The 12133-nt window shown below is 63.3% G+C and carries 14 protein-coding genes (1 of these 14 cut by a window edge); 6 read left to right on the top strand and 8 right to left on the bottom strand.

Features of this window, described 5'->3' with window-relative positions:
* Positions 1–1250 carry the 5' portion of a thermosome subunit alpha gene (gene thsA, locus EGH24_RS05170; protein WP_142979096.1) on the bottom strand. It extends 313 nt beyond the left edge of the window, so only the first 1250 of its 1563 coding nucleotides appear in the window; the start codon lies at positions 1248–1250; its stop codon lies beyond the left edge, outside the window.
* Positions 1251–1434: 184 nt separating this feature from the next.
* Here thsA and EGH24_RS05165 point away from each other — a divergent pair, with 184 nt between their 5' ends.
* On the top strand, positions 1435–2265 hold the full coding sequence (locus tag EGH24_RS05165; protein ID WP_142979095.1) for an amidohydrolase: 831 nt from the start codon (positions 1435–1437) through the stop codon (positions 2263–2265).
* A gap of 16 nt (positions 2266–2281) precedes the next feature.
* Here the strand turns inward: EGH24_RS05165 and EGH24_RS05160 are convergent, their stop codons facing one another.
* Positions 2282–3217: a glycosyltransferase family 2 protein gene (locus EGH24_RS05160; RefSeq protein ID WP_142979094.1), complete on the bottom strand. Its 936-nt coding sequence runs from the start codon at positions 3215–3217 to the stop codon at positions 2282–2284.
* Between the two features lie 85 nt (positions 3218–3302).
* Positions 3303–3575, bottom strand: coding sequence for a MarR family transcriptional regulator (locus EGH24_RS05155; protein WP_142979093.1), 273 nt, complete (start codon positions 3573–3575; stop codon positions 3303–3305).
* A gap of 255 nt (positions 3576–3830) precedes the next feature.
* Between EGH24_RS05155 and EGH24_RS05150 the strand changes: the two genes are divergently transcribed.
* Complete coding sequence (locus tag EGH24_RS05150) at positions 3831–4553, top strand: class I SAM-dependent methyltransferase (RefSeq protein WP_142979092.1); 723 nt, start codon at positions 3831–3833, stop codon at positions 4551–4553.
* A gap of 66 nt (positions 4554–4619) precedes the next feature.
* Here EGH24_RS05150 and EGH24_RS05145 read toward each other — a convergent pair whose 3' ends face one another.
* The gene (locus EGH24_RS05145) at positions 4620–5030 is read right to left on the bottom strand and encodes a TRAM domain-containing protein (RefSeq protein ID WP_142979091.1); all 411 of its coding nucleotides are present in this window, start codon (positions 5028–5030) and stop codon (positions 4620–4622) included.
* Between the two features lie 133 nt (positions 5031–5163).
* Entirely contained in the window at positions 5164–6060 is an 897-nt protein-coding gene (locus tag EGH24_RS05140) for a mechanosensitive ion channel family protein (RefSeq protein ID WP_185903238.1), read from the bottom strand.
* Between the two features lie 80 nt (positions 6061–6140).
* Here EGH24_RS05140 and EGH24_RS05135 point away from each other — a divergent pair, with 80 nt between their 5' ends.
* The 4 genes from EGH24_RS05135 to EGH24_RS05120 all read left to right on the top strand — a co-directional run bounded on the left by EGH24_RS05135 (position 6141) and on the right by EGH24_RS05120 (position 10046).
* Positions 6141–7178, top strand: coding sequence for a zinc-dependent alcohol dehydrogenase family protein (locus EGH24_RS05135; RefSeq protein WP_142979090.1), 1038 nt, complete (start codon positions 6141–6143; stop codon positions 7176–7178).
* 56 nt (positions 7179–7234) lie between these two features.
* Positions 7235–7684: a TIGR00725 family protein gene (locus tag EGH24_RS05130; RefSeq protein WP_142979089.1), complete on the top strand. Its 450-nt coding sequence runs from the start codon at positions 7235–7237 to the stop codon at positions 7682–7684.
* Positions 7685–7741: 57 nt separating this feature from the next.
* Positions 7742–8440 (top strand): SDR family NAD(P)-dependent oxidoreductase, encoded by a 699-nt coding sequence (locus tag EGH24_RS05125; protein WP_142979088.1) that lies wholly within the window; start codon positions 7742–7744, stop codon positions 8438–8440.
* A 100-nt stretch (positions 8441–8540) separates the two neighbouring features.
* A complete protein-coding gene (locus EGH24_RS05120) occupies positions 8541–10046 on the top strand; it encodes an MATE family efflux transporter (RefSeq protein ID WP_142979087.1) in 1506 nt (501 codons plus the stop codon).
* On the opposite strand, the gene EGH24_RS05115 is transcribed toward EGH24_RS05120, so the two are convergent.
* The 3 genes from EGH24_RS05115 to phoU (EGH24_RS05105) all read right to left on the bottom strand — a co-directional run bounded on the left by EGH24_RS05115 (position 10043) and on the right by phoU (EGH24_RS05105) (position 12131).
* A complete protein-coding gene (locus tag EGH24_RS05115; RefSeq protein ID WP_142979086.1) occupies positions 10043–10624 on the bottom strand; it encodes a DoxX family protein in 582 nt (193 codons plus the stop codon). The two genes, EGH24_RS05120 and EGH24_RS05115, sit on opposite strands and share 4 nt — an antisense overlap.
* 112 nt (positions 10625–10736) lie before the next feature.
* Positions 10737–11408, bottom strand: coding sequence for a phosphate signaling complex protein PhoU (gene phoU / locus EGH24_RS05110; RefSeq protein WP_142979085.1), 672 nt, complete (start codon positions 11406–11408; stop codon positions 10737–10739).
* A 42-nt stretch (positions 11409–11450) separates the two neighbouring features.
* Complete coding sequence (gene phoU, locus EGH24_RS05105) at positions 11451–12131, bottom strand: phosphate signaling complex protein PhoU (RefSeq protein ID WP_142979084.1); 681 nt, start codon at positions 12129–12131, stop codon at positions 11451–11453.
* Positions 12132–12133 lie beyond the last annotated feature (2 nt).

Raw genomic sequence — 12133 nt, 5'->3', positions numbered from 1 at the left:
CGGACGTGGTCGGCGATGGCGATCTCGGNCGCGCCNGCGCCGGGGACGACGCCGCCCTCGTCGAGNGCNGCGATGACGACNTCGANNGCGTCGTTGAGNGCGCGTTCGAGNTCGTCNNCGACGTGGTCGGTGCTGCCGCGAACGAAGAGGCTGACGTGCGCGCTGTCAGCCCCTTCGACGAACGTGAGCTCGTCGTCGCCGTAGGTCTCGACGCGCAGCGAAGCCGTGGTACCGAGGTCGTTGTCCTCGATGTCCTCAAGCGTGCCGAGCTGCCGAGCTCCAGTCGCCTGCGAGATGGAGCCGGCGTCCGAGGAGCTGATGTTCTCGAAGGCGACGATCCCCTCGTCGGCGAGGTAGCCCGCAACGCGGTCGTCGATATCGCCGGTAGCGAACAGGAGTTCGATGCCGGCGTCGGCGACGGTTTCGGCGTGCTCTCGGAGTTCCTGCTCTTCAGCTTCGATGGCCTCGTTGAGCTGGTTGACGTCCGTGATGTTGTACTCGGCGTCGGCATCGCCCGTATCGAATTCGAGGCTCGTATCGAGGATGGCCGTCGTCGCATCCGTTAGTTCGCTCGACGTGGCGTCGGTGATCGGCGTCTCGTCGACGATGACGCCCTCGACGAGTTCGGTCGCGCTGGAGGCCGCGCCGGTCTGGGTGTGGATATGGATGTCCTCGCGGTCGACGCCGTCGTCGGTGGCGACCTGCCGGACCGCGTTGACGACGCGCTCGGCCAGCACCGCGGCGGCCACGTCGCCGGTGCCTTTGCCGGTCATGCTCGATTCGGCAACCGATTCGAGGATGTCGTCGTCGAGATCGATGTCGAGGACCTGCTCGTCGATGGCTTCCTGAGCGAGGCGGGCGGCCTCGTGGTAGCCCTCGGTGATGACGGTCGGGTGAAGGTCCTGGCTGAGAAGTTCCTCAGCTTCGGCGAGGAGTTCGCCGGCAAGGACGGCTGCGGTCGTCGTCCCGTCGCCGACCTCTATTTCTTGGGTTTCGGCGACTTCGACGAGCATCTGGGCGGCCGGATGCTCGATATCCATCGTGTTGAGAATCGTCGCCCCGTCGTTCGTGATCGTCACGTCACCCGACGAGGTGACGAGCATCTTGTCCATCCCTTTCGGGCCGAGCGTCGTCCGTACCGAGTTGGCAACGGCCTTCCCGGCCCGGATGTTCGAGTCCTGTGCGTCCTGTCCCTGTGTCCGTTCGTTGTCCTCGGAGAGAATAACCATCGGTTGCTGTCGTTGAGCCATGATAGAGTCGCCTCATGCAGAGATGGTTTGCAGTTCTATATAAAATCTTTGTCTCGGTAGCCGACGAATCGCCCGCCAGAGCCGCGGTCGACGGTGAGACCAACCACGGAATAGCCGTCGAATGTCACCATACCACACGGCGAGGGCTGCAACAATTATGTACCTCCCCAGCAAGACTCAAGCAATGCTGGAGTTGGAACACCGGTTCCGCGTGGTCGATATGCACGGGCATCTCGACCACGACGAGGTGTCTGTCTCAACTCGCGGCCGGGACATGGGCCCCGATCGCCTCGCCCGCGAGTGCCACCAAGCCGGTGTCGTCCAAACCGCCGTCTCGCCGACCCGCCGACCCGACGATATCGGCTACCTCCGCGCGAACAACGCCGTCGCCCGCCTCAGCGTCGACCGCCCGTTTCTCGCCTTCGCCCGGCTCAACGGCGCGCTGGCCGCAGCCGACAACCCGATCTCGAAGCTTCGCAATCTCTACGCGCCCCGCAAGAACCATCACACCCGTCCGGGGGACGTCGAACAGTACGCCTACGACGACCGGTTTCACGGCTTCGTCCTCGACCCCGTCGTCGACGGGCTGCCCGACCGCGAGGTCCGCGATGAACTCATCGCAGTCGACCTCCCGGTCGTTGTCTACTGTCGCCCGGACTACCCGCCGGCCGCGGTCGCCGACACGCTGCTGAACGACGGCTACCCGGTCATCATGGCCGGGTTCGGTGGCTACCCGATGGATGAAGACCGGATGGAAACAGCCCTCACGTTGCTCGACCGCTACGACCACCTCTATCTGGACACCTGGACCGTCCGCTCCCGGGAAATCCTCGAACGCGGCCTGTTGGAGCACCCCGACCGGATCGTCTTCGGTAGCGGAACGCCGGACGTCCACCCCAACGTCGCCGTCATGGAAATTCTAACGCTGGATGTCCCCGAGGACGCGATGAGCCGCGTGTTCAACAAGAATCCGACGCGGATTATCCCGGGCCTGTCGACCGAATCAGGGTTCTGAGCAGCAAAAACAGCGATTACGTATCGACATCGCCGATGGGTTCGCCATCGTCCCGCCAGTCGTATTTGACGACGGCTCTGTCGCCGCGTTTCGAGAGGCCGTGAGGATTGCGGGCGTCGCTGCGGTCGCGGGCCCGAGCGACCAGTCCGTCGGAGCCGCCAGTCGAAATCCCCGAGAGGACTGCCCGGCCGTTGCCGATCCAGTTGGTCGGCTGCCCCTCACCTTTGACGACGTCGACAGCCGTCGAGATCGCATCGCTCACTGCATGCGAGAGGGTTCGGCGGGCGACTGTTGGTCGGAGGCCGTAGTTCTTGACGAGCCGGTAGGCCAAGGCTCGGTACTTCCAGCCCCAATCGCGGTCGGCGCGTCCGCCGTCGGCCTCGTACTCACACCGGACGCTCATCCCGGATCGCCACGCAACCGGGTGGTCGGCGGCGGCGAGTCTGTGCGCCAGATCCCACGCGCCGCCGGTTTCGAGGTACTCGTCGAAGCCGTCCAATTCTTCGATGACCTCGCGGCGAAAAGCGACGTTATTGCCGGAAATCGCGGTGACGCTGCGGCCGGCGATCCGCTCGCGTTCGGCCGACTCGGTCGTCACACCGCCCCGGAGCGTGCGATGGGTCGGGCCGGTGACAACTGGGGCTTCGGTGAGCCCATCGACGATCGACTCCAGCCAGTCGCCTTCGACCTGGAGGTCGTCGCCGAGCAGGGCGATCACGTCGCCGCTGGCCTCGTCGATACCGGCGTTGCGGGCGACGTTGCGCGTCCGCGAGGAGACTTCGACGAGCACGTCGACATCGTCGCGGTCGTCGATCATGCCTGTCGTGCCGTCCGTCGAGGGGCCGTTGACGACGATGACCTCGGCGTCGGGAACCCGCTCGTGGAGTGTGTCGAGACAGGCGATGAGGTGGTCTCGTCCGTTCAGCGTCGGGACGACGACCGAAAGCTGCATACCGGGTACTGTGTGCAGCGACGTATAAAAGAGTGGATTTTCCGGGAGGAAAGCGGGTCGCCGACGACACGTCGCTGGTGACCGATTACTGGTTCCGGTAGTAGACCTGTTTCCGAGCGTCTTGGAAACTGTAGCGGGAGCCGATCAGCTCCGACTCCTCCAGTCTGTTCAGTGCGTACCGGACCGTCCGGTCGGGCAGCAACGATTCCTCGGCGAGTTCCCCCTGCGACAGCGGTTCGTCGGTCTCAAGGACTTTCGCAATGAGTTTCGCGCTCGGCGGGAGTTCCCGGAGTCGTTCGCGGAACTCGGATTCGGAAAGTCGCACTGGACTGTTGGCCTCGACCGGACTAGTGCTCATACACTTCCTCATACTGAGCCAGTTGGTAAAGGTTGGCTTCATACTCAGCAAACAGATGGGTGTTGTATAAGGTTGTATTAACAATAGATGACAATCGACCCCCGCGGTTCCGTCGACAACTGACAACCACTGCATTGACACCCAGTTGACTCCCTCGTCGCTGCCGCAACTGACACTAATGTTGCCAAACGGACGAAGGCACGGGCGGTCATATCCAGTACGGTTTTAGTTCTCCGGTGTGCAGAGTGTGCCAGCGTGAAAGGCACAGAGTGGTATCAGGCCGACGACATCGCCGAGGCCTACGACGACAAGCGGTTCTCCGAGGGGGGGCAGTTCATCGACCGACGGGAGAAAACGGCAGTGCTCAACGCCCTCGGCCCCGTCGAGGACAAGCGACTCCTCGAAGTCGCCTGTGGCACCGGGCGGTTTTCGGTTATGCTGGCCCAGGAGGGTGCGGACATCATCGGGCTCGACATCTCCGAAGCGATGTTGTCACAGGGCCGGGAGAAAGCGCAAGCGACTGGTGTCGCTGACACCCTTGAGTTCATGGTCGGCGATGCTGCCCGACTCCCGTTCCCGGACGACCACTTCGACGCCGTCTTCGCAATGCGGTTTTTCCACCTCGCCGATCGGCCGGTCACCTTCCTTCGGGAACTCAAACGTGTCTCGAAAGGGCAGGTCTTCTTCGATACGTTCAATCTCGAAAGCACGAGGCTGATCTACAACTGGCTGTTGCCAATGGGCTCGCGGCTCTACTCCCGCCGGGATGTCGAAAGCCTACTGGCGGATGCAGGGCTCGAACTCGTTGACGAACAGCACGATTTCGTCCTGCCGTATGGGTTCTACCGAGAACTCCCAAAAAACGTCGCCGAACCGTTCCGCAAACTCGACCGCGCGCTCGGCGAGACGGATGTCGGCGACGCAGTCGCGTCGGTGTCATACTGGAATACGACCGCTGCCGACGGCGACAACGACTAACAGAGACTGACAGCGACCGACCGCGACAACTGACCGCAGCCGCGACGGCTGCCGACGAGTGAGCGATCAGAACTCTTCTTCGATGATCTCGCCGACCGCGAAGTTCGACTTGACCTCCGAGACTTCGATCTTGACGCGCTCGCCGATCTCCGCGCCGGGNACGATGATNACGTAGCCNCGCTCGACNCGGGCGATNCCGTCNCCCTGCTTGCCGATGTCNTCGATCTCGACGTAGCGGANNTCGCCGNGTTCGACNGGCGGCTGTGGCTCACCCGAGTCACTCGCCGTCGTCGTCGAGTCCTCGATCGTCGTCGTCGAGCCGGAGCCGGACCGCGAGATGAGGGCCACACGGTAGGTCTCGTCGGTCTCGATGCTGCCGGTTTCGATCTCTCGTTTCGGGATTTCGACGGTATACCGGTCGTCTTCTTCGGTCACGTCAGCACTGAACAGACAGAGGAGTTGATCTGAGATTTCCATAGTAGGTCTCTACGGGGCGTCGTGTACGGAACATAATAGAACTACCGCAAGACCGACCAAAGCAGCGGAAACGCTCGGTTGCGACTCGACTTCGGAAGCGACACGGCCGAAAGAAAAACGGGTGAACGGTCGATCAGTCGTCGGCGGGTGCGGCGTCGACGTCGCGGGTGTTGACGTCGATTTCGCCGGTGAGTTCCGTGTAGGGGTACGGCATGCCGATCCCTTCGGCGTCGAAGCGGCGTTTGACGTTCTCGATCCACTGGTTTTTGACGCCACCAGCACCCGTTTCGGCCGGATTGATCCAGAGTCGGCCGTTCAGCACGACCGCGGAATCCGCAAGGCCGGTGACCGGAGCCGACGGTGTCGGCTCCTCAAGGACGCCCTCGATCTTGGTGGCTTCATCGACGATGATCTCGCGGGCGTCTTTCATGCTCGCGTCGTACTCGATCCCGAAGTCGAAGGTGAGTCGTCGGGTATCGTTAGCGACGGGGTTCATCACGACCGCGCTGGCGAGATCGCCGTTCGGAACGGTGATCTGTTCGTTGTTGAACGTATCGAGTTTGGACACGCGGAGGTTGATCTCCCGAACGATGCCGTTGTTGCCGTCCCACTCGATGTAGTCGCCGACGGTGAACGGCTTGTCCTTGAGAATGAAGATGCCCGCAACGAAGTTCTCGATGATGTCGCCGGCGGCGAAGGCGACACCCAAGGCGAGCGCGCCGGCGATGGTCGCAAACGCCGAGAGGATCGCCGGGAAGCCCGAGACGGTCGCGGCGATAGCAACCGCACCGAGGACGGCGATGACAGCCGCGATACTGGAGCCAAGGCTGACGACCGCCGAGGAGAACTGGCGGGCGTTAAGCCCGCGTTTGACTGCCCGGACGAGGACCGATTTCCCGATCCGATACAGCAACAGGAACGTCACGACGAACGTGACGACGGTGATTGCGAAGTCAACGACGATACCCCCGTACTGTGCGAGGAAACCATCGATGCTGGTTGGGACTTGCAGTAATGTTGGTGAAACCACAAGCCTAAATTATGCTGTCGAAACATAAACTTGACCCAGAGGAGGGACGAGTTTTTCATACCTGAACACGGTGTTGCGGTATGCGCGCAGCCACCTACCACGGCCCCGGCCATATCCGTGTCGAATCCGTTCCCGAACCCGAACTCCAATCCCCGCGTGGCGCGATCATCCGTGTCACCCACACTGCGGTCTGTGGCTCCGATCTCTGGTTCTATCGGGGCGAGACCGACCGCGACGTACCCTCCCGCGTCGGCCACGAACCTATGGGGATCGTTGAGGAGGTCGGCGACGACGTGGTCTCTGTCGAGCCAGGCGACCGCGTCTTCGCACCCTTCTTCATCAGCTGTGGTCGCTGTGAGTTCTGCCGGAAGGGTCTCTACACGTCGTGTGTAAATCAGGACAGCTGGAGCGGCGACAACGGCGGTGCACAGGGCGAGTACGTCCGCTGTCCCGAGGCCGACGGCACGCTCGTCCGCGTCCCCGACCGCCACGCAGACGACGAAGACACCCTGCGCTCGCTGCTCCCCCTGACCGACGTGATGGGCACGGGCCACCACGCCGCCGTCAGTGCTGGCGTCGAGGCCGGATCGACGTGTGCTGTCATCGGCGACGGCGCGGTCGGGCTCTGTGGTGTGCTCGCGGCCAAACGACTCGGCGCGGAGCGGATCATCGCCATGGGCCACCACGAGGACCGCCTTGCTATCGCCGAGGAGTTCGGCGCGACCGATCTCGTTAGCGAACGCGGCGAGGACGCCATCGAGCGCGTCCAAGAGCTCACGAACGGCGGTGTCAACCACGTCATGGAGTGTGTCGGCGCGACCTCCTCGATGGAGACCGCTATCGGCGTCGCCCGTCCCGGCGGTACCGTCGGCTACGTCGGCGTGCCACACGGACTCGGCGACGGCCTCGACTTGGAGCCGTTCTTCCGTGCCAACGTCACGCTGAACGGCGGCGTCGCCCCCGTTCGCGCCTACGCCGAGGAGCTGATGGCCGACGTGTTGCAGGGGACGCTCGATCCCTCGCCGATATTCACGAAAACCGTCGATCTCGACGGCGTCCCCGAAGGCTACGCGGCGATGGACAACCGTGAGGCGATCAAAGTGCTCGTCAAGCCCTGAAAACTGAGTTAGAGACGTATCGAAACACCAACCACGTGGGCCGCCGAGAGACCAGTATGCGCGTCAGTGTCATCGGGGGCAACAGCGTCGATGCTGAAACCTATTCTACGGCCGAACAGCTCGGCGAACTGCTCGCCGATGGCGGCCATGAGGTCGTCTGCGGCGGCCGCACGGGGGTTATGGAAGCTGTCTGCCGCGGAGCCAGCGACGCATGTGGCCACACCATCGGGATTCTCCCGGGCGGCGACCCCGGCGCGGCCAACGCCTACGTCGACACCGCGATTGCGACTGACATCAACCACGCCCGAAACCCGCTGGTCGTGATGAACGGCGACGCTGTCATCGCCGTTGACGGCGGCTCAGGGACGCTCTCGGAACTCGGCCACGCGCTGTCGTTCGACAAACCGGTCGCCGGCCTCAGCACCCACCGGATCGACGGCGTTGACGGGATCGAACACGTCAAGACGCCGGCTGAGGCTGTCGAGTACGTCGAAGCAAGCGTCTAACTCGCCAGCAGTGCGGTTCGGCGCGGTGTTTTAGTTCGTGCTGCCCGTTTCGGGCGTATGGACGTACCGCTCTACGACGACTTGGACGGCCACGTCGCGCTCGTCACCGGCGCGACACGCGGAATCGGCAAGCGCGTCGCCGACGGGCTCGTCGACCACGGCGCGACGGTCTATGCCGGGGCGCGCGACACCGCCGATATCACAGACGATGACCGCACGGCCATCGAACTCGACGTAACAGTCGAATCCCAGCGCGTCGCCGCTATCGACCGCATCAGCGAGGAGGCCAGCCAACTGGACATTCTCGTCAACAACGCCGGCGTGATGGACAGCCGCGAGTCGCTGGCCGAGATGAGCGAGGAGACCATCGAGACGACGCTGGCGACGAATCTCCACGGTCCGATCCACCTCACGAAACACGCCCTCGATCTGTTGTTGCCGCAGCCCGGCCCCCGTGTCGTCAACGTCTCCTCCGGGCTGGGCGCGATCACGAACTCCCAATCCGGCGGGATGCCAGCTTATCGTATCTCGAAGACCGGGCTCAACGGCCTCACGCGGTATCTCGACGGCGAATACGGCTCGCAGGGATTGCTTGCGAACTCAGTGTGTCCGGGCTACGTCCAGACCGATATGACCAGCGGGAGCGCGCCGCGAACGCCGGAGAAGGGCGCTGAAACGCCGATCTGGCTCGCACGCTTCAAACCCGATGCCCCGAGCGGGCAGTTCTGGCGAGATCAGTCGCCGAAAGACTGGTGAGCGGCGACGCCGGCACACCCACGGAGCGCAACCCGTAACCGACCGACGGCCGAACAGATGGTATGACGACGTGTGAGGCCGCCGCCAGCGAGGGCCGGGAATGAGCGGGACGCGTGACCGCTCGGTCAACGTCACCGACGGCGCGCTCCTCAAACCGCTCATCGTGCTATCGCTGCCGATCGTTCTCACGAACCTCCTGCAGGTCGGCTACAACCTCGCGGATACGTTCTGGGTCGGCCGCCTCGGCCAGCCTGCAGTATCGGCCCTCTCCTTTTCGTGGGCCATCGTCTTCCTCATCATCAGCCTCTCGCTGGGCTTTTCGATCGCCGGCACCGTCCTCGTCGCCCAGAACAAGGGCGCGGGCAACACCGCTCGCGTCAGTCACGTCGCCGGCCAGACGATCACGCTCGTTGTCGCCGTCTCGATCCTGTTCTCCGTGCTCGGCTACCTCCTGGCACCGACGCTGTTGCAGTTAGTCGGCGCGGTGCCGGGAACAACCGAATACGGGATGGCCCTAGACTACACGCAGACGATGTTCCTCGGCATCCCCTTCGTCTTCAGTTTCTTCGTCTTTCAATCGTTGCTGCAGGGCTGGGGTGACACCCGGACACCCCTGTACCTGATGGGGCTGGGCGTCGGGCTCAACGTCATCGCCGACCCGTTTTTCATCCTCGGCTTTCAGGACAACGTGATGTTCGCGTGGGTCGGCCTCGAACCGCTGGAGGCCGCGCTGTTCGAGCTCACCGGCTTCACCGGGTTCGGCGTTCAGGGGGCGGCTATCGCGACGATCCTGACCCGCGGAATCGGCGCGGTCATCGGGATCTGGCTACTGCTGTCGGGGCGTGTCGGTATCGAACTCGCCCGCGCCGATTTCCTGCCGGAGCGAGCAACAATTAAAAAACTCGTCCGGATCGGCGCGCCCGCCAGCCTCGAAGTCAGCACGAAGGCCCTCAGCGTAACGATCCTCACCGCGCTCGTGGCGATCACGAGCGTCGAGGCCGTCGCCGCCTACGGGATCGGGACGCGCGTCACCTCGATGGTCGTCCTCCCCGCCCTCGGCCTCGCTCGCGGCGTCGAAACCGTCGTCGGCCAAAACCTCGGCGCGAGTCAGCGCGACCGCGCGGTCGCCGGCGTCCGCGCTGCCATCGGCATCGTCGTCGCCGCCTTCGCAGTTTTCAGCGTAGTAGCCTACTTCTTTGCCGGCCCAATAATTGATATCTTCGTCACCGGAACCGGCTCGGCCGCAGTCGTCGCCGTCGGCACCGAGTATCTCCGCACCGTCGGCGTCACCTACGTCTTCCTCGGCGTCTTCTACGTGATTCAGGGTGGCTTCCGCGGCAGCGGCCGCACCCGGCTGGCACTGCTGTTTGCCTTCGTCGGCTACATCATCCTGCGGTCGCTGCTGGCCTACGTGTTAGCCGTGCCGATGGGCTGGGGCGCGACGGGAATCTGGTACGGCGAGGGAGTCTCGAACGTGTTGATGGCGGCTGCGGTCGGCGTCTATTTCCTGCGTGGGACGTGGACGGATCGGATCGTCGATGACGACTCGGCTGCAGACGCGACTGACGAGTCGCCAACGGCGACGCCACCAGAGATGACCGATTAGCCGAGCAAGTAGCGCAACGAGGGGTTGTTGCGAACGATCGCTGTCTCTTCGAGGGCGGCGTCGATGCCGAGGATCCGCCCGGCACCCCACGCACCAAGGCCGAACAGCAACAGCAGGTACACGAACGAGCTATCGACGAAATAGCCGTGGGCAACCGGGAAGCCGGCCATGAGGCCGCCCTGCCACGCGGCCGTCCAGAAGAACGTCATCTGGATCGCGCCCATCAGCGCGGCGAAGCGAACGAAAATTCCGAACAGCAGTGCCAACCCGATGAGGATCTGTCCGAAAACGACCATCGGATCGATGATCGCGGTGTAGTTGGCAAAAAACTGAAAGACGCCGTACAGCGGGTTCGCCTCCGCGATGGCGTTGTTCAGGAAGCCGGCCGACGACCACGCCAGCGGGTCGCTGAGGCCACCCTCAAACAGCTTTGCTAATCCTGCCTGCAAGAACACCCACGCCATGACGACGCGGAGAGCCAGCATCGAATACCCGAGCCACGTCTCCGAATAGTTGAACGCAACGGGACGACCGAGGAGCTCCGAGCGGAGGGTTCGTTCAGCGGGTTCTCGTGACATTGTGACACACCAACATGGAAGCTGTGCAGTGGTATCGTATAAAGTATGTGGGCGATAACACGAATTCCGACGCTAATACGCAAGACAGTAGCGTATCCCGGCGGTCTCGGAGTCAGTAGATCAGTTCGTCGTTGTTGTCGATCATGTACAGCGCGCGAGCGGCGATGTTGACCGTGTGGTCGCCGACGCGTTCGAGGTCACGGATCGTCAGGAGGAACCGCGAGACGTCCTCCATGAACGTCTCGATCTCGTCGTCGCCGATCTCGCCGCCTTCGATCAGTTCGCGGACGACGGTGTCGCTGGCGATCTCACACTCAGCGTCGAGATCGTCGTCGCGCTCGTTGACCGCATAACACAGCTCTCGGTCCTCTTCAGCGTAGGCTTCCATGGAATCGGCCAGCATGTCGAGGGTGATATCGCCGAGTCGCTGGATGTCAACGCTGGGGAACACGTCGTTGTCAGCGGCGATGGCGTACTCGCCGAGGTTGGTAGCGAGATCGGCGATGCGTTCGAGGTCGGTGATGATCTTGAAGGAGGCCGCGATAAACCGGAGGTCGCCAGCGACCGGTTGCTGGAGGGCGATCAGGTCGGTACACTGGCCTTCGAGTTCCAGATACAGTTGGTTGATATCGTCGTCGCCGTCGATTACCTCTTGGGCAAGCTCTTCGTCGTTCGTTTCCAGCGCGGTCAGGCCCATCTCCAGCCGCTCGGCGACCGTCTCGCTCATTGCGAGGACGTCCTCACGGAGGTCGATGAGTTCGGCCTGATACTCGTCTCTGGGCATATCGGCTATCCGGTAAGCGGACTTAAAAAGGGTTTCCCACGATCAGTACAGCAGGTCGGCGTCGCCGTCGATCATATATAGCGTTCGGGCGGCGATGTTGACCGCGTGGTCGCCGACGCGCTCGATATCCCGCACGGTGAGCAACGCGTGGGTCGTTCGCTCGACAGCCCGGGCCAACTCGTCGTCAGTGCGGTCCGTCGCCGTGCGTTCGGTAATCAACTCACGGATGATCCGCTGGGTCGTCGCCGCACAGTCCGCATCGAGCCGGTCGTCGTCGGCCGCGACCGCTCGGCAGGCGGCCGCGTCGTCGTCCTCGTAGGCGGCGACTGCCGCGTCGACCATCTCGGAGGCCGCTACTCCGAGCGCGTGGAGATCGACCGCGGGATGAATGCCCGATCGGCCGTACTCGGTGCGACGGGCGAGGTTGGTAGCGAGATCGCCGATCCGTTCGAGGTCGGTGATGATCTTGAACGAGGCCGTAATCAATCGGAGATCGCCCGCGACGGGTTGGTGGCGGGCAATGAGGTCGATACACTCGCCTTCGAGTTCGAGATACCAGTCGTTGATCTCGTCGTCCTGCCGAACGATTTGGTCGGCCCGACGGAGATCGCCGTCTGCGGCGGCTTGCAGAGCGTCCTCATAGCGTTCGAGTACTAATTCGGCCAACAAAACGACCTCAGTACGGAGGCTGGAGAGTCGATCCGCGTACTGCTGGCGAGCCATCG

Origin of the sequence: Halonotius terrestris, assembly GCF_006861665.1 — an archaeon.
Classification (GTDB): Archaea; Halobacteriota; Halobacteria; order Halobacteriales; family Haloferacaceae; genus Halonotius; species Halonotius terrestris.
This window is presented reverse-complemented; position numbering and strand designations above follow the sequence as displayed.

What these genes read in the sequence shown, in the direction of transcription:
- EGH24_RS05165 (WP_142979095.1), top strand. Translation starts at nt 1,435, where the DNA reads ATGCTGGAGTTGGAACACCGGTTCCGCGTGGTCGATATGCACGGGCAT.
- EGH24_RS05160 (WP_142979094.1), bottom strand. Translation starts at nt 3,217, where the DNA reads ATGCAGCTTTCGGTCGTCGTCCCGACGCTGAACGGACGAGACCACCTC.
- EGH24_RS05155 (WP_142979093.1), bottom strand. Translation starts at nt 3,575, where the DNA reads ATGAGCACTAGTCCGGTCGAGGCCAACAGTCCAGTGCGACTTTCCGAA.
- EGH24_RS05135 (WP_142979090.1), top strand. Translation starts at nt 6,141, where the DNA reads ATGCGCGCAGCCACCTACCACGGCCCCGGCCATATCCGTGTCGAATCC.
- EGH24_RS05130 (WP_142979089.1), top strand. Translation starts at nt 7,235, where the DNA reads ATGCGCGTCAGTGTCATCGGGGGCAACAGCGTCGATGCTGAAACCTAT.
- EGH24_RS05125 (WP_142979088.1), top strand. Translation starts at nt 7,742, where the DNA reads ATGGACGTACCGCTCTACGACGACTTGGACGGCCACGTCGCGCTCGTC.
- EGH24_RS05120 (WP_142979087.1), top strand. Translation starts at nt 8,541, where the DNA reads ATGAGCGGGACGCGTGACCGCTCGGTCAACGTCACCGACGGCGCGCTC.
- EGH24_RS05115 (WP_142979086.1), bottom strand. Translation starts at nt 10,624, where the DNA reads ATGTCACGAGAACCCGCTGAACGAACCCTCCGCTCGGAGCTCCTCGGT.
- phoU (WP_142979085.1), bottom strand. Translation starts at nt 11,408, where the DNA reads ATGCCCAGAGACGAGTATCAGGCCGAACTCATCGACCTCCGTGAGGAC.
- phoU (WP_142979084.1), bottom strand. Translation starts at nt 12,131, where the DNA reads ATGGCTCGCCAGCAGTACGCGGATCGACTCTCCAGCCTCCGTACTGAG.